This is a genomic window from Streptomyces sp. NPDC029296 (genome assembly GCF_055569255.1).
Map to the genome: position 1 here is coordinate 294673 of NZ_JBVHXT010000001.1, position 16152 is coordinate 310824.

The 16152-nt window shown below is 75.7% G+C and carries 12 protein-coding genes and 1 pseudogene; all 13 read right to left on the reverse strand.

Going from position 1 to position 16152, the window contains the following annotated elements:
- Nucleotides 1-76 precede the first annotated feature (76 nt).
- Nucleotides 77-886: a LytR/AlgR family response regulator transcription factor gene (locus tag ACZ4W9_RS01200; protein ID WP_467932340.1), complete on the reverse strand. Its 810-nt coding sequence runs from the start codon at nucleotides 884-886 to the stop codon at nucleotides 77-79.
- A gap of 115 nt (nucleotides 887-1001) precedes the next feature.
- Nucleotides 1002-1871: a carbohydrate ABC transporter permease gene (locus ACZ4W9_RS01205; RefSeq protein ID WP_467932342.1), complete on the reverse strand. Its 870-nt coding sequence runs from the start codon at nucleotides 1869-1871 to the stop codon at nucleotides 1002-1004.
- Complete coding sequence (locus ACZ4W9_RS01210) at nucleotides 1868-2827, reverse strand: carbohydrate ABC transporter permease (RefSeq protein WP_467932343.1); 960 nt, start codon at nucleotides 2825-2827, stop codon at nucleotides 1868-1870. Before ACZ4W9_RS01210 ends, ACZ4W9_RS01205 begins: the two co-directional genes overlap by 4 nt.
- Complete coding sequence (locus ACZ4W9_RS01215; RefSeq protein ID WP_467932344.1) at nucleotides 2821-4140, reverse strand: ABC transporter substrate-binding protein; 1320 nt, start codon at nucleotides 4138-4140, stop codon at nucleotides 2821-2823. Before ACZ4W9_RS01215 ends, ACZ4W9_RS01210 begins: the two co-directional genes overlap by 7 nt.
- Entirely contained in the window at nucleotides 4137-5108 is a 972-nt protein-coding gene (locus ACZ4W9_RS01220; RefSeq protein ID WP_467932345.1) for a GNAT family N-acetyltransferase, read from the reverse strand. The genes ACZ4W9_RS01215 and ACZ4W9_RS01220 overlap by 4 nt, the downstream gene beginning before the upstream one ends.
- Nucleotides 5109-5201: 93 nt before the next feature.
- Nucleotides 5202-7568, reverse strand: coding sequence for a glycoside hydrolase family 65 protein (locus ACZ4W9_RS01225; RefSeq protein ID WP_467932347.1), 2367 nt, complete (start codon nucleotides 7566-7568; stop codon nucleotides 5202-5204).
- Complete coding sequence (locus ACZ4W9_RS01230) at nucleotides 7565-9685, reverse strand: xanthine dehydrogenase family protein molybdopterin-binding subunit (protein WP_467932348.1); 2121 nt, start codon at nucleotides 9683-9685, stop codon at nucleotides 7565-7567. Before ACZ4W9_RS01230 ends, ACZ4W9_RS01225 begins: the two co-directional genes overlap by 4 nt.
- 20 nt (nucleotides 9686-9705) lie before the next feature.
- Entirely contained in the window at nucleotides 9706-10701 is a 996-nt protein-coding gene (locus ACZ4W9_RS01235; protein WP_467932349.1) for an FAD binding domain-containing protein, read from the reverse strand.
- Complete coding sequence (locus ACZ4W9_RS01240) at nucleotides 10698-11228, reverse strand: 2Fe-2S iron-sulfur cluster-binding protein (protein ID WP_467932351.1); 531 nt, start codon at nucleotides 11226-11228, stop codon at nucleotides 10698-10700. Before ACZ4W9_RS01240 ends, ACZ4W9_RS01235 begins: the two co-directional genes overlap by 4 nt.
- Before the next feature lie 105 nt (nucleotides 11229-11333).
- Entirely contained in the window at nucleotides 11334-13226 is a 1893-nt protein-coding gene (locus ACZ4W9_RS01245) for an ABC transporter ATP-binding protein (protein WP_467932426.1), read from the reverse strand.
- Nucleotides 13227-13302: 76 nt separating this feature from the next.
- Nucleotides 13303-14535: an NAD(P)/FAD-dependent oxidoreductase gene (locus tag ACZ4W9_RS01250; RefSeq protein WP_467932352.1), complete on the reverse strand. Its 1233-nt coding sequence runs from the start codon at nucleotides 14533-14535 to the stop codon at nucleotides 13303-13305.
- Nucleotides 14532-15935 (reverse strand): FAD-dependent oxidoreductase, encoded by a 1404-nt coding sequence (locus ACZ4W9_RS01255; RefSeq protein WP_467932353.1) that lies wholly within the window; start codon nucleotides 15933-15935, stop codon nucleotides 14532-14534. Before ACZ4W9_RS01255 ends, ACZ4W9_RS01250 begins: the two co-directional genes overlap by 4 nt.
- Nucleotides 15932-16152 (reverse strand): annotated as a pseudogene (locus ACZ4W9_RS01260) (hypothetical protein); the annotation flags it as partial. The gene ACZ4W9_RS01255 and the pseudogene ACZ4W9_RS01260, both read right to left, overlap by 4 nt.

Here is a 16152-nt window from a genome sequence, read left to right on the forward strand (position 1 = left end):
GGAGGCCGTCCGTCTCCGCCGGCGTGAGGTGACCCGCCTCCATGGACCGATTCCGGCACCAGGGGCCGGGCCGGCCTCAGCGGGCCCGGCCCGTCGCGCGGCCGGTCAGCAGGTCGCGCAGGTCACGGGCGTTGCGGCGGCTCACGGCGAGCGTCCGGTCGCCGATGCGGACCGTCAGGTTGCCGCCCTCCACGCGGAGTTCCTCGATCCGGCCGAGGGCGACGAGCCGGCTGCGGTGGATGCGCACGAAGCCGTACGCGCGCCACTGCTCCTCCAGCGTGGACAGCGGGATCCGCACCAGGTGGCTGCCCTCACCGGTGTGCAGCCGCGCGTAGTCGCCCTGGGCCTCGACATGGGTGATGTCGGCGAGGGGCACGAACCGGGTCACCCCGCCCAGTTCCACGGGCACGTGACCGACGGGGCCGGACGCGGCGGGCGCGGGTGCCCGGGGCGCGGCCGGGCGGGGTCCCTGACCGGCCCGGACCAACTCGGCGACGCGTCGTACGGCCTCGGCGAAGCGCTCCTTGCGCAGCGGTTTGAGCAGGTAGTCCACCGCCTTGAGGTCGAAGGCGCGCACGGCGAAGTCCTCGTAGGCGGTGACGAACACGATCAGCGGCGGGGCGGCGAAGGCGCTCAGCGCGCGGGCCAGTTCGAGGCCGCCCAGGCCGGGCATGTCGATGTCGAGGAAGACGACGTCGAAGCCCTCCGGGCCGCCCGGGTCCCGCGTCAGGGCGTCGTTCAGCCGGCGCAGCGCCTCGCCCGCCGCCCGCGCGGGCACGGCCGTGCCGACCCGCGGGTCCTCGCCGAGCAGGTACAGCAGTTCGTCGAGCGCGGGGCGTTCGTCGTCCACGGCCAAGGCGCGCAGGGGCGCGTCGGTCACGCTCATGTGCGAAAGCGCTCCTTCCGTCCTCGGCCGCTCCCCATGGTGGTACCGCCGGGCGCCGCCGTCGAGATCGCGGACGGTGGTGTGTCCGGGCCGTGACGCGCGGGGGGCGGGACCGTTATTTGAGGCCGCTGAGCATGACGCCGCGCAGGTAGTGCTTCTGCAGCAGCAGGAACAGCACCAGCACCGGCAGGACGCTCAGGACGAGGCCGGCCATGACGATCGGCATCGTACGGGCCGGGTCGACGTGGTCGCGCAGCAGCTGGATGCCGACGGGCAGGGTCATCAGGTCCGGGTTGGCGGTCGACACGAGCAGCGCCCAGATGTACTCGTTCCAGGCGTCGACGGCGGTGAGCAGCCCGAGGGTGACCAGGACCGGCCTCGTCTGCGGGACCACGATCCGCCACCACACCGTGAACTCGCCCGCGCCGTCGATGCGGGCGGCCTCCAGCACCTCGTCGGGCAGGGACAGCATGAACTGGCGGGTCAGGAAGATCCCGAAGCCGTTGACGAGGAACGGCACGGCGAGCGCCACGATGCTGACGGTCAGGCCCGCGCCGCCGCGCCCGAGCAGGTCGTTGCCGCCCGCCAGCGGCCAGTGGACCAGGATCAGGAAGTGCGGGATGAGGAAGACGAACGGGGGGAACATCATGGTCGACAGCACCAGCCGGAAGACGAGGTCCCGGCCGGGGAAGCGGAGTTTGGCGAGCGCGTAGCCCGCGAGCGACGAGGTGAGCAGCACCGACGCGGTGACCGCGGCGGTGACGACGACGCTGTTGCGGAAGAGCAGCGGCAGGTTCAGCTGGTGGACGGCCGCACGGTAGTTGGACAGGGCGAACGCCTTCGGCAGGAACCGGTACGGCAGCGTGCCCGCCTCGCCGGGTCCCTTGAAGGACGTCATCACCATGTCGAGGAACGGCACCACCGTGAGCAGGGCGCCGGCCGCCACGACGAGGTACGACAGCCACGGGACACCGCGGCGCGTCACGCGTCCTCCCCCGCCCGCCGGAAGATCCACAGCTGGGCCAGGGTGACCACGAGGACCACCGCGAACAGCACGAACGCGGCGGCGCTCGCGGTGCCCCAGTCGCCGTAGTCGAAGGCCCGCCGGTACATCTCCAGCGCGGCCACGTCGGTCGCATCGCCCGGCCCGCCCCTGGTCATCACGGTGATCAGCGCGAAGGACTGGAGACCGGTGAGGAACTGGGTGACGCACACGAACAGCAGGGACGGCCGCAGCAGCGGCAGGGTGATCCGCCGGAACACGGTGCCGGGGCCGGCGCCGTCCAGCGCGGCGGCCTCGTGGTACGACGCGGGGATGGACTTCAGCCCGGCGGTCAGCACGAGGATGGCCGAGCCGAGCGAGGCCCAGGCCTGGACGACCACCACCGAGGGCAGCGCGGTGTCCGGGTCCTGGAGGAACGCCACCGAGGCGATGCCGAGGGCGTTGAGGACGCCGTTGGCCAGGCCGCCCGGCTCGTACATGTACTTCCAGACGTTGCCGACGGCGACGACGGTGGTGACGATCGGCAGGAAGTACAGGGTGCGCCACAGCCCCTGGAACCGCAGCCGGTCGACGCAGGTGGCGACGAGCACCGAGCCGGTGACGGCCAGGGCGACGGTGCCCAGGGCGAACAGCAGCGTGTTGGTGAGGACCGGCACCAGGAACGTCGACCCGTCGGCGAAGAGCGCGCCGAAGTTGTCCAGGCCGGCCGGTTCGACGGCGCCGAGGTCGAACCCGGTCCAGTGGGAGAGCGACAGCAGCAGGGCGAAGCCGAGCGGCAGGACGAGGAAGACCGCGAAGAACAGCAGCGCCGGGGCCAGGAAGAGGTAGGCGACGGCCGTCTGGCGGCGCCTGGCCCGGCGGCGGCCGTCGCGGGCGGGTGCGGGGGGTCCCGGGGCGGGCGCCCGCTCGGGCGTCGGCGGTGTCAGGACGTTCACCATGACCGGGACACCTCCTGGTCGACCTGGCGGCGGGTGGTGCGCAGCGCCTCGTCGACGGACCGGCGGCCGGTCCACAGCGCCTCGATGTTCTCGCGCAGCAGGGCCTTGGCCCGGGCCGCGCCCGGCACGTTCGGCTCCGGTACCGCGTAGGCCAGCGCGTCCAGGAACGGGCGCAGATTGGGGTCGGCGCCCGTGCCGAGGAGCGTGCGCATGTCGTCGGCGCGGGCGGTGAGCGAGCCGGCGGACACCTGGAGGGCGCTCATCCGGGTGGCCGTGCCCCGCGGTGCGCGCACCCGGTCGGTGTTGAGCCAGCGCAGGAACTCCCAGGCCTCGCGCGGGTGCCGGCTGGCCGTGTTGACGCCGAGCATGAAGCCGGTGGCGAGGGTGGCGGGCCGGGCGTGCGGCCCGGGGAGGGGCACGGGCGCGACCCCGACGTCGCGGTAGTCCCCGCCCATCAGGGGCCTGAGGCTCCCGGTCCACCAGCCAGCACCGATCACCATGGCCACCCGTCCGGAGGGGAAGGCCTGGTAGACGTCGACGGCGGGGGCACTCGCGCCGCGGGCGACCAGCCGGTGCTCCAGGGCGAGCACGGCGCGGCCGGCCGGCGAGTCGACGGTGGTGGACCTGCCGTCCGGGGCGACGAACCGCCCGCCGGCGGCGTGCAGCAGGGCGAGGGTCTGGCCGACGGTGGTGGCGTCGTCGTGGGCCGACAGTCCGAAGCCCTGGACGAGGGGGTTGCCGTACCGGTCGCGCCGGGTGGTGCGGTAGGCGGCCTCCTCCAGATCGGGCCAGGTGCGGGGCGGGCCGTCGAGACCGGCCTCGCGCAGCAGCCGCCGGTTGTAGTAGAGGGCGTAGGTCTGGGCCTCGGTGGGATAGCCGTAGACGGTGCCGTCCACCGTCACGGCGCCGACGGCGGCCCGGCCGTAGCCGCGCCGGATGTGCTCGGCGTGTTCGGGCGGCGCGGGCCGCAGCACGCCGGCCCGCACGAGCTGGCCGTTCCACAGGCAGTACGGGTGGAGGATGTCGGCGCCCTGCCCGGCGGCCTGGCGGACCATGACGGTGGTCAGCAGGTCGGTGAACTCGACGGCCTTCGTGCGCACCTTGACCCGGTCGTGGGTGGCGTTCCACTCGTCGACGGGGCCCTTCAGGGCCCGGTGGAGCGTGCCGCTCGCGTAGTGGGACAGCAGGGTGAGGACGATGGGGTCGCCGGGCCGCCCGGTGCCCCGGTGCGGGGCGGCGCAGCCGGCGGTGAGCAGCGCCGAGGAGAGCGCGAGCGCGAAGTGACGGCGGCCCGGGCGGCCGGGGGGCGTCACCGGGCGGCCTCGTGGCGCAGCACCCGGAACACCCGGGTGGTGGTGAAGCCGGCCGCGCGGTACAGATGGCCCGCCGGGGAGTCCTCGCCGGTCCACAGGAACCAGGCGCCGTGCGCTCCGCGCGCCCGCATCCGCTCCAGGACCAGGTGGAGCAGGACCTTGCCGAGGCCGGTGCCGCGCAGTTCCTCCCGCACCCCGAACGGGCCGAACCGCTCCAGGGCCGCCTCGTACGTCCCGTGCATCGCCCAGCCGGCCAGCCGGCCCGAGGGGTCGCGGGCGACGACGATCCGGTCCGGCGGGAGGCCCGCGGCGCAGGCTTCCCGGATGGCGCGGGCCCAGTCGGCGTGGAAGCGGGTCCCGGCGAGCGCGATCAGCTCGACCAGTTCGTCGTCGGCCGGGGTGGCGAACCGGTGGCCGCGTGCCGTCAGGTCGTCCCGGCGGCGGGCGACCTCCTCCGGGAGGCGGTAGCCGACCAGGCCGCGGTCCATCGCCGCCGCCTCGTACAGCGTGCGAAAGCCGAGCGAGGCGAGGAGCCCGGCCGCTTCCGGGTAGGTCGCGGTGTCCAGGCCGGGCAGGAGGTAGTTCGGGGTGTACGAGGCGAAGTCGGTCCGGGTGCGGCCGTGGCCGTGCAGCCAGTCGAGGGCGTCGGTCAGCAGCCGCCGGCCGAGGCCGCGCCCGCGGGCGGCCGGGTCGACGAAGAAGAACGGGATCCAGCCCTGCTCCGGCTCCGGGTCGGTGCCGGCCAGGGGGGTCAGCCGGCGCACCGCGTAGGCGGCGCCGGCGATCCGGCCGCCGATCACCGCGACCCGGAGCCCTTGCGGGTCGAAGTTGGCGTCGAGCAGGACCAGGGAGCGGAACCGGTCGGCGCTGAGGGGGTCGGCCGGTGCGCTGCGGCGCCACACCTCGACCACCTCCGGCCCGTCCCCCGTGCGAAAGCCTCGGAGCACGGCCCCGTCGTGCTGGCTCATCCTGTGCCCCCGTCTGCCGGTGCCCTCTCGAAACGGTGGCTGGAAATCTACTGCTCCGTCCGGGAATGTCGAGCCGGACGCGCCCGGAGGGGCTCAGTCCGGCAGCACCAGCCGGGCCTTCTCCCCCGGGCCGACGGGCACCACCCGGTCGCGCAGCCGGATGTCGATGGGCGAGCGGTCGGAGGCGGGTACGGCGATCTCCAGCAGGCCGCTGCGCAGCCGCAGCCGCACGCCCCAGTGGCCGCGGTAGCGGACGGCGAAGCCGTAGGAGGACAGCTCGGGCAGCGGGACGGGGTCGAGGCAGAGGCCGCCGTGGGTCTCCAGGCCGGTCAGTCCGCGCTGGACGAGGTCGAGGGTGCCGGCCATCGCGCCGAGGTGGACGCCCTCGCCGGTGGTGCCGCCCTGGAGGTCGGCGATGTCGCCGCGCAGCGCCTCCTGGACGAACCGCCAGGCGTCGGCGCGGCGGGCGCGGGTCAGGATCCAGCCGTGGACCAGGCCGCTGAGGGTGGAGCCGTGGCTGGTGCGGTGCAGGTAGTGGTCGACGGTCGCGGACCAGGTGTGCTCGTCCAGCGGGTGCCCCAGCCGCTGGAACAGTCCGCGCAGTTCGCCGGGCGAGAAGAGGTAGCCGAGCATGAGGACGTCGGCCTGCTTGGACGCCTTGTAGCGGTTGACGGTGTCGCCCTCGGCCTCCAGGATCCGGTCCAGGCGCCGGATGTCGTCGTACCGCTTGCGGTAGCCGTCCCAGTCCAGTTCGGCCAGGTCGGCGTATCCGTCGAACTGGCTGATCACGCCGTCGTGGAAGGGGATGTGCAGCCGGCGGGAGACCTGCTCCCAGCGGGCGGGCTCGTCCCCGGCCAGGCCGGAGTACTCGGCCAGTTCGCGCCGGCGCGGTTCGGGCAGGCCGGCCAGCAGTTCCAGGGCGCGGGTGAGCACCCAGGCGGCGGTGACGTTGGTGTAGGCGTTGTCGTCCAGGCCCGGGCGGGCCGCGCCGGGGTAGGCGTCGTGGTACTCGTCGGGGCCGACCACGCCCCGGATGCGGTAGCGGCCGAGGTGGTCGTCCCAGGTCGCCGAGTCCGCCCAGAAGCGGGCGATCTGCAGCAGCATCTCGGCGCCCTCGCCGTGCCGGAAGTCGGTGTCGCCGGTCGCCTCGCAGTACTGCCAGACGTTGTACGCCACGGCGGAGCCGACGTGGTGCTGGAGCCGGGAGTGGTCGGGCAGCCAGCGGCCGGAGCGCGGGTTGAGGTGGAGTTGCTGGGTCTCCTCGCGGCCGTCGCTGCCGCTCTGCCAGGGGTAGAGGGCGCCGCGCCGGCCGAGCGCGGCGGCGGCGTGGCAGGCGGCGTCCAGCCGGCGGTGGCGGTAGCGGAGCAGGGCCCGGGAGACCTCCGGCAGGTGCAGATTGAGGTAGGGCAGGACGAAGAGCTCGTCCCAGAAGACGTGGCCCCGGTAGGCCTCGCCGTGCAGGCCCCGGGCGGGCACGCCGACGTCCAGGTCGGCGGTGTGCGGGGAGAGGGTCTGCAGGAGGTGGAACAGGTGCAGGCGCAGGATGCTGCCCGCCTCGCCGGGCACGTCCAGCGCCGTGCGCCGCCACAGCTGCCGCCAGGCGGCGCGGTGTGCCTCCAGCAGCCGGTCGAACGGGGGCGCGTCGGCGACCCGGTCGAGGGCCGCGCACAGCGGGTCGCTGATGGCCGGGTCGCGGGAGGTGTGCAGGGCGACGGTCTTGTCGACGGTGGCACTCCGGCCGGGCGGCAGGCGCAGCCGCAGCCGCTGGACGGCGCGGCGGTCCTCGTCGGCGTGGCGGACCGGTGCCCCGGCGGTCAGCCGGGCGGCGAGGCCGAAGCCGATGTCGGAGGCCCGGGTGTGGCAGCGCAGCCAGACGCGGCCGGGTGCGGCGGCGCCGACGTCGACCCGGGTGAGGTGCCGGCCGTCCAGTTCCCGGTAGCGGGCGACCCCGGAGTTGGTGACGCGCCCGTCGAGGGCGGCCTCCACGTCCAGGTCGAGGGGGCCACCCTCGGCGGTGAACTCGGTGCGCAGCGCGGCGAGATGGGGGTCGGCGAGGTGGACCAGGCGCACCTGCCGGACGAGCAGGCCGGTGCCGTCCTGGAGCGGGTAGCGGGTGCGGCGCTCCAGCACTCCGGGGCCGAGGTGGAGGACCTGGTGGTGCTCGGCGACGGGGGTGGTGTCCGGGGTGAGCCAGTCGCCGTCCGCCGGGCGGAACCGCAGGGGCAGCCAGTTGGGGAGGTTGACCATGTCCTCGTTCTCGACCCGGCGGCCGGCGACCTCGGAGGTGAGCCGGTTGTAGCAGCCGGCCGCGTAGGTGCCGGGGTAGTGGACGTCGTCGGCGGTGCACTCGGGCAGCGCGCCGCGGGTGGCGAAGTAGCCGTTGCCGAGGGTGCACAGGGATTCCCGCAGGCGTTCCTCGCCGGGCCGGTAGCCGTCGTACTCCCAGGTGGGTCCGGTCACCGTCGTCCCTCGGACAGCAGGCCGGCGAGGATCCGGTCGGGGGTGAGGGGCAGTTCGCGCAAGCGGATGCCGGTGGCGTGGTGGACGGCGTTGCCGAGCGCGGCGGCGGTGCCGACGATGCCGATCTCGCCGATGCCCTTGCTGCCCATGGGGTTGAGGTGGGGGTCGTCCTCCTCGATCCAGCCGGCCTCGATGTCGGGCACGTCGGCGTGCACGGGCACGTGGTAGGAGGCGAGGTCGGCCTCGGGGAAGTCGCCGAACGCCGGGTCCAGGGTGCTGTGTTCGGTCAGGGCCATGCCGAGGCCCATGACCATGGCGCCGGTGAACTGGGAGCGGGCGGTGCGGGCGTTGAGGATCCGGCCGGCGGCGTAGACGCCGAGCAGCCGGCGGACCCGGATCTCGCCGGTGGCGGTGTCGACGGCGACCTCGGCGAAGTGGGCGCCGAACGCGTGCTTGGCGTACGGGCTGTCGGCGCCGGCCTCGCCGGTGGTGTCCGCGCGGGCCTCGATGCCCTCGGCGGGCAGCGGCCCGGGGTGTGCGGCCAGCCGGGACGCCAGCTCGGCGCAGGCGTCGTGGACGGCCCAGCCCCAGGAGGCGGTGCCCATGGACCCGCCGGCCAGCGGGGCCGGGGGCAGGTCGCTGTGGCCGACCTCGATGCGCACCCGGTCGAGGGGCACGCCCAGGGCGTCGGCGGCCACCTGGGCGAGGACGGTACGGGCCCCGGTGCCGATGTCGGTCGCGTTGGTGCGGACGGTGAAGGTGCCGTCGGGCAGGGCGCGGGCGGCGGCCGTGGACGGGGCGGTCTGGGCGGGGTAGGTGGCGGCGGCCACGCCGGTGCCGAGCAGCAGCGGGCCGTCACGGCGAACGCCGGGGCGCGGGTCGCGGCCGGCCCAGCCGAAGCGGCGGGCGCCCTCGCGCAGGCACTCCACGACGTGCCGGCTGCTGAAGGGTTTGCCGCTGCCCGGCTCCCGCTCGGGTTCGTTGCGCACGCGCAGCTCCACCGGGTCCGTGCCGAGGGCGTGGGCGAGTTCGTCCACGGCGGACTCCAGGGCGTACATGCCGGGCGCCTCGCCGGGGGCGCGCATCCAGGACGGGCCGGGGACGTCGAGCGGGACCACCCGGTGGGCGCTGAGCAGGGCGGGGGTGGCGTACATGACGCGGGAGGGCACCGCGGCGTGTTCCACGAACTCGCGCACCCGGGAGGTGTGGGCGGTGACCTCGTGGAGCAGGGCGGTGAGCTGGCCGTCGGGGGTCGCGCCGAGCCGCAGCCGCTGCACGGTGGGGGCGCGGTGGCCGACGGTGGTGGGCAGGTACCGGCGGGGGTAGGCCAGGGTGACGGGGCGTCCGGTGTGCCGGGCGGCGAGGACGGCGAGGACGGTGTCGGGGCGCGGGGTGCCCTTGGAGCCGAAGCCGCCGCCGACGTGTTCGGAGACGACGGTGACGTGTTCCTCGGGCAGGTGGAACAGCCCGGCGAGCACGGACCGCACCGTCGTGCCGCCCTGGGTGGAGGTGTACACGGTGAGCCGGTCGCCGTCCCAGTGGGCGGTGCTGGCGTGCGGCTCCATGGGGTGGTTGTGCAGCGGCGGGATCCGGTAGGTGACGTCGACGCGGACCTCGGCGGCGGCGAAGGCGGCCTCGGGGTCGCCGTGTTCCAGCCGGCCGGGGTGGCCGCCGGCCTCCTCCGGCTCGTAGGCGTCCGGGTGGCCGGGGTCGAGGGTGAGGTCGTGGGGCGCGGGGGCGTAGTCGACGCGGACCGCGCGGGCGGCGGCGCGGGCGGTCTCCGGGGTGTCGGCGACGGCGAGGGCCACGCACCAGCCGCGGTGCGGGACGTCCGGGCCGCGCAGCACGGCGAGCGTGGCGTCCTCGGGTTCGCCGAGCCCGGCCGCGGCGCCGGGGGTGAGGACGGTGAGGACGCCGGGCAGGGCGAGGGCCGCGGCGGTGTCGACGGCCGTGACCCGGCCGTGGGCGACCGCAGCGGGCACGGGCCAGGCCCAGGCGCGGCCGGGCAGGGGGTACTCGGCGGCGTAGCGGGCGGTGCCGGTGACCTTCCGGCGTCCTTCGCGGCGCTCGGCGGGGGCACCCAGGGCGGTGCCGGTCGCGCCGGTCGTACCGGTCATGGGGGTCCTCCTGTGTCGGCTCAGGGCGTCGCGGGGGCCGGGGCGAGGCGGTTCAGGACGTCCAGGGCGAGGTTGCGGGCGAGGGACACCTTGTACGCGTTGTCCCGCAGCGGCTCGGCGTGCGCGAGTTCGAGGGCGACGGCCCCTTCGAAGGCGTCGGGGGTGGCGGGGGCGCCGAGCAGGGCCAGTTCGGTGTGGCGGGCCCGCCAGGGGCGGTGGGCGAGCCCGCCGAAGGCGACGCCCGCCTGGTCGACCACCCCGTCCACGACCCGCAGCACGACGGCGACGGAGGCGAGGGCGAAGGCGTACGACGCCCGGTCCCGGGCCTTGCGGTAGGCGGACGGCACCCCGGCGGTGGCGGCCGGGAGCAGCACCGCGGTGATCAGTTCGCCGGGGCGGATCCAGGTGTCCCGCTCGGGGTGCTCGCCGGGCAGCCGGTAGAAGTCGGCCACCGGCAGGCACCGGGTGCCCTCGGTGCCGTACAGCTCGACCCGGGCGTCCAGGGCGGCGAGGGCGACGGCCATGTCGGAGGGGTGGGTGGCGATGCAGTGGGCGGAGTGGCCGAGGACGGCGTGGTCGCGGTGGACGCCGTCCCGGGCGCCGCAGCCGCTGCCCGGTTCCCGCTTGTTGCAGGGCTTGCCGAGGTCCTGGAAGTAGGGGCAGCGGGTGCGCTGGAGCAGGTTGCCGCCGGTGGTGGCGGCGTTGCGCAGCTGGGCGGAGGCGCCCGCGAGGAGGGCCTGGGACAGGACGGGCCAGCGGTCGCGCACGCGCGGGTCGGCGGCGAGGTCGCTGTTGCGGACGGTGGCGCCGACGCGCAGGGAGCCGTCCGGCAGTTCCTCGATGGCGTCCAGCGGCAGCCGGCCCACGTCGATGAGGACGGCGGGCCGTTCCACGCCGAGTTTCACCAGGTCGACCAGGTTGGTGCCGCCGGCCAGGTAGCGGGCGCCGGGGTGGGCGGCGCAGGCCTCGGCGGCCTCCTGGAGGGTCTCGGGGCGCAGGTATCCGAAGCCGTTCACTCGATCACGTCCTCGATCGCCTCGACGATGCGGGGGTAGGCGCCGCAGCGGCAGAGGTTGCCGCTCATCCGCTCGCGGATCTCGGTCCGGTCCAGCGGGACGGGCCGGCCGGAGGGGGCGGCGGGGTCGGTGACGTGGGAGGGGTGGCCGGCCGCGGCCTCGGCGAGCATGCCGAGGGCGGAGCAGAGCTGGCCGGGGGTGCAGTAGCCGCACTGGAAGGCGTCGCGGTCGAGGAAGGCCCGCTGGAGCGGGTGGGGTTGCCCGCCGTCGCCGCCGAGGCCCTCGACGGTGGTGATCTCGCTGCCGTCGCAGGTGACCGCGAGCAGCAGACAGCTGTTGAGGCGGCGCCCGTCGACCAGCACGGTGCAGGCACCGCACTGGCCGTGGTCGCAGCCTTTCTTGGAGCCGGTGAGGTCCAGGTCCTCACGCAGCAGGTCCAGCAGGACGCGCCGGTGGTCGACGCGCAGGGTGTGGGGTTTGCCGTTGACCCGGAGGGTGACCTCGGAGTGGTGGGATGCGCTGGTCATGGGCGGCGATGACCTTCCGGACGGACGATGCTGCCGTCCCCACCGCGTATCCAGTCGCCCCCGCCTCACACGTCCCGGCACCCATCCGGCGGGGTCCGGTGCCGCTCAGCCGGCCGGCGGTGCCATCGCCGCCGCCGGTTCGCCGGGGGCCGCGAACTGGGTGCGGTGCAGCTCGGCGTAGCGGCCGCCGGCGGCCAGCAGGTCCTCGTGGGTGCCGCGCTCCACGATGCGGCCGGACTCCACGACGAGGATCTGGTCGGCGGCGCGGACGGTGGACAGGCGGTGGGCGATGACGACGGCGGTACGGCCCTGCAGCGCCTCGGCGAGCGCCTCCTGGACGGCCGCCTCGGAGGTGTTGTCCAAGTGGGCCGTCGCCTCGTCCAGGATGACCACCCGCTGCCGGGCCAGCAGCAGCCGGGCGATGGTCATGCGCTGGCGTTCGCCGCCGGAGAGCCGGTAGCCGCGCTCGCCGACGACCGTGTCCAGGCCCTCGGGCAGGGACCGTACGACGTCGGCGAGGCGGGCCCGGCCGAGGGCGTCCCAGAGGTCGTCGTCGGTGGCGTCGGGCCGGGCGAGCAGCAGGTTGGCGCGCACGGTGTCGTGGAAGAGGTGGCCGTCCTGGGTGACCATGCCGACGGTGGCGCGCAGGGAGGCGAAGGTCAGGTCGCGCACGTCGACGCCGCCGACGCGGACCGCGCCGGCGCCGGCGTCGTACAGGCGCGGCAGCAGCTGGGCGATGGTGGACTTGCCGGCGCCGGAGGAGCCGACGAGGGCGACGGTCTGTCCGGGTTCGGCGCGGAAGGAGACGCCGTGCAGCACCTCGGTGCCGCCGCGGGTGTCGAGCGCGGCGACCTCCTCCAGGGAGGCGAGGGAGACCTGGTCGGCGGACGGGTAGGCGAAGCGGACGGCGTCGAACTCGACGGCCACCGGGCCCTCGGGGACCTCGCGGGCGTCCGGCTTCTCCTCGATGAGGGGCCGGAGGTCCAGCACCTCGAAGACCCGCTCGAAGCTGACGAGCGCGCTCATCACCTCGACCCGGGCCCCGGCGAGCGCGGTCAGCGGGGCGTACAGCCGGGTCAGCAGCAGGGCGAGGGAGACCACGGCGCCGGGCTCCAGGGTGCCGCGCAGGGCGTACCAGCCGCCGAGGCCGTAGACGAGGGCCAGGGCGAGGGCGGAGACGAGGGTGAGGGAGGTGATGAAGACGGACTGGGCGGTGGCGGTGCGCACGCCGATGTCCCGGACCCGGGCGGCGCGGGCGGCGAACTGGGCCGACTCCTCCTCCGGGCGGCCGAACAGCTTGACCAGGGTGGCGCCGGGGGCGGAGAACCGCTCGGTCATCCGGGTGCCCATGGCCGCGTTCAGCGCCGCCGCCTCCCGCTGCATCCGGGCCATCCGGCCGCCCATGCGGCGGGCGGGCAGCACGAACACCGGCAGCAGCACCAGCGCGAGCAGCGTGATCTGCCAGGACAGGGTGAGCATGACGGCGAGCGTGAGCAGCAGCGTGACCAGGTTGCTGACCACCCCGGACAGGGTGGAGGCGAAGGCCCGCTGGGCGCCGATCACGTCGTTGTTGAGACGGCTGACCAGCGCGCCCGTACGGGTACGGGTGAAGAACGCGACGGGCATGCGCTGCACATGATCGAACACGGCCGTTCTGAGATCGAGGATGAGTCCCTCCCCGAGCGTCGCCGACAGGCGCCGGCCGAGGATGCCGAGCCCGGCCTCCGCGAGGGCGACCAGCGCGATGAGCAGGGAGAGCCGGACGACGACGGCGGAGTCGTGCCCCGCCACGATCGCGTCGACGACGCGTCCGGCGAGGACGGGGGTGGCGACCGCGAGCAGCGCCGTGGCCACCCCGATCAGGATGAACCGGGCGATTCCGGCGCGGTGCGGGCGGGCGAAGGCGGCGATCCGGCGCAGTGTGGCGCGGGCGAACGGGCGACGCTCGGACTGCGCGTTCATGACGCTGTGCAGCTGCGTCCAGGCGGTGGTCTCCATGCTCATGCGACGACGGTAGGACCTCAAGCTCCGTTGAGGTCAAGGCCAGCTCGCACGGGTCGCCGCGGGTGGCCGCTCAGCCGGTGCTCACCCGTACCGGGCCGCCCCCGGGGTCGACGCGGTCGTGCCAGCGGGCGGTGAGGGTCAGGGGGCGGTGCGGGAGGGCGGTGCCGGGAACCAGCCGGGCGCGGTGCAGGAGGCGGCCGTCCTGGCGGACGTACAGGACCGGGCGGGGCAGCGGGGCGGCGGTGCGCAGGAGGTGGCACTCGGGCCCGGCCCCGGGGATGACGCGGTTCGGGGTGATCCGGCGCAGCGGCGCCGACACCAGGACGGGCACCCCGGGGCCGGGCCAGGGGGCGCCCGCCAGGTGGTCCAGGACCGCCCGGGCCGCCCGGGCGCCCTCCAGGGCCGCGGTGCGGGCGGGCTCCACGGCGTGCAGCAGGTTGCCGGCGGCGAAGACGCCGAGGCGGGAGGTGTGCCAGGTGCCGTCGGTCGCGGGGCCGCGGGTGCCGGGGTCGAGGACGAGGCCGCCGCGCCGGGCCAGTTCGTTATCCGGTACGAAGTCGCCGGTGAACACCACGGTGTCGCAGGGCAGGAGGGCCGTGCGGCCGTCCCGGTGGCGGATCCGGACGCCCGAGAGCCGTCCGCGGCCGAGGAGTTCGGTGATCGTGGCGGAGGTCAGCAGCGGGATGCCGTGGTACAGCCGGGCCGCCCGGGCGCGGGCGCGGCCGGTCCGGGCGCGCGGGTCCTCCGTGACCAGGGCGACGACCTCGGCGCCGGCCGCCCGCAGGGTGCCGGCCGCCGCGTAGGAGACGTCCTCGGCGCCGGCCACGACCGCGCGGCTGCCGATGTGCTGCCCGAACAGGTGGACGGCCTGCTGGAGTTCCCCGGTGGTGTAGACACCGGCGGGGCGGGTGCCCGGCACCAGGCGGGCGGCGCGGGGGCGTTCGCGGGCCCCGGTGGCGAGGACGACCGCCCGGGCCCGGACGGTCTCCGGTCCGCCGGGTCCGACGGTGGTGAGCACGGGCCCTTCGGATGCCCAGTCCAGTGCCGTCACCCCGGTGCGCAGGGCGGCGCCGGCCCGGTCGGCGGCCTCGGTGAGCAGCCGGGCGTAGCGGGGGCCGGTGAGCGGGCGGGTCCAGGTGCCGAAGCCGCCGTGGGCGCAGTGCCGGGGCACCCCGCCGGGCGCGGACTCCCGCTCCAGCACCTCCACCCGTCCGGCGCCGGCGGCGGCCAGCCGCGCGGCGGCGGCGAGCCCGGCGGGACCGGCGCCGACGACGAGGACGTCCACGTGCCGTACGGCCGTCATGATCCCGTCCCCCGTTCGAACAGCTCGCGGACCGCCGCCCCGCAGTAGAAGCCCTGGCAGCGGCCGGCCCGGGCGCGGGTGCGGCGGCGCAGGCCCTCCAGGCCGCGCGGCGGGATCGTACTGGCGAGGGCGTCGCGGATCTCGCCCCGGGAGACGCGCTCGCAGTGGCAGACCAGGGTGCCGTACTCGGGATCGGCGGCGATCAGGTCGGCCCGCTGGCAGGGGCGCGGGAAGGCCTCGCCGAGGTTGGGCAGGGTCACCGGCTCGATCTCGCGTACCGGGCCGAGGTCGAGCCCGGTGCCGGCCAGCAGGCCGGTGACGTGGGCGGCGATGGCCATCGAGGCGGTCAGACCGGTGGAGCGGATGCCGCCGACGGTGACGTACGCCTGCCCGGAGTGCGCGGTGATGCGGTAGTCCTCGTGCCCGGTGGCCGCGCGCAGCCCGGCGTAGACGGCGGTGACCTCCTCCTCCACCAGGGCGGGCAGGACGCGCCGGCCCTTCTCCCGCAGGGCCGCGAGCCCCTCGGCGGTGGAGCCGGTGGCGTGTTTGTCGTCCAGGTCCTCGGCGGTGGGGCCGAGCAGGACGTTGCCGTAGACGGTGGGCGCGACCAGGACGCCCTTGCCGAGGGCGGTCGGCACGGGCAGCAGGATGTGCCTCACCAGGGGGCGGGCGAGCTTGTCGTAGACCAGGAGCTGGCCGCGGCGCGGGGTGACGGTGAAGTCGTCGCGGCCGAGGGCGCGGTCCAGGGTGTCGGCGTGCAGCCCGGCGGCGTTGACCAGGCGGCGGGCGTACAGGGTGCCCCGGCTGGTGGTCAGCCGGTGCCCGCCGTCCCACGTGACCTCGCGCACGGCGGTGTTCAGGTGCAGGTCGGTGCCGGCGCGGACCGCCTGGGTGGCGTAGGCCAGGGTGGTCGTCCAGGGGCAGACGACACTCTCGCCGGGGACGTGCAGGGCGCCGAGCGCGCCGGGGCCGAGGTGCGGCTCGCGGGCGTACAGCTCCTCGGGTCCGAGCAGGGCGGTGTCGTGGCAGCCGTTGCGCCCGGCCTTCTCCGCCAGCCGGGGCAGCGCGGCGAGCTGCTCCGCGTCCCAGGCGACCAGCAGGGCGCCGGTCCGCTCGACGGGGATGCCGGCCCGGGCGGCGTAGGCGCCGAGCAGGGTGTGGCCCTCGCGGACCAGCCGGGCCTCCAGGGTGCCGGGGGTCGCGTCGAAACCGGTGTGCAGGATGGCCGTGTTGGCCTTGGAGGTGCCCTGGCCGACGTCGTCCTGGGCCTCGATCAGGGCGACGCGCAGCCGGGGGTGGCGGGCGAGTTCGCGGGCGATGGCGCAGCCGACCACGCCCGCGCCGACGACCGCCACGTCGTACGGCGTCGCCGGGAGCGGGCCGGCCGCGGTGACGGTCACGAGCCGAGGAGGGCCGCGACGGCGGTACGGAAACCGGCGCGGCGTTCGGCGGCCCGGTCGGCCGGGACGCGGGGCTCGTACACGGCGGCGGGCCGCCAGCCGGGCAGGGCGTCGTGGGGGGGGGGGGGGGGGGGGGGGGGAGGGGGGGGGGGGGGGGGGGGGGGGGGAGGGGGGGGGGGGGGGGGGGGGGGAGGGAAGGACCAAGCGGGGGGAGGGA

What these genes read in the sequence shown, in the direction of transcription:
- ACZ4W9_RS01200 (WP_467932340.1), bottom strand. Translation starts at nt 886, where the DNA reads ATGAGCGTGACCGACGCGCCCCTGCGCGCCTTGGCCGTGGACGACGAA.
- ACZ4W9_RS01210 (WP_467932343.1), bottom strand. Translation starts at nt 2,827, where the DNA reads ATGGTGAACGTCCTGACACCGCCGACGCCCGAGCGGGCGCCCGCCCCG.
- ACZ4W9_RS01220 (WP_467932345.1), bottom strand. Translation starts at nt 5,108, where the DNA reads ATGAGCCAGCACGACGGGGCCGTGCTCCGAGGCTTTCGCACGGGGGAC.
- ACZ4W9_RS01230 (WP_467932348.1), bottom strand. Translation starts at nt 9,685, where the DNA reads ATGACCGGTACGACCGGCGCGACCGGCACCGCCCTGGGTGCCCCCGCC.
- ACZ4W9_RS01240 (WP_467932351.1), bottom strand. Translation starts at nt 11,228, where the DNA reads ATGACCAGCGCATCCCACCACTCCGAGGTCACCCTCCGGGTCAACGGC.
- ACZ4W9_RS01245 (WP_467932426.1), bottom strand. Translation starts at nt 13,226, where the DNA reads ATGGAGACCACCGCCTGGACGCAGCTGCACAGCGTCATGAACGCGCAG.
- ACZ4W9_RS01250 (WP_467932352.1), bottom strand. Translation starts at nt 14,535, where the DNA reads ATGACGGCCGTACGGCACGTGGACGTCCTCGTCGTCGGCGCCGGTCCC.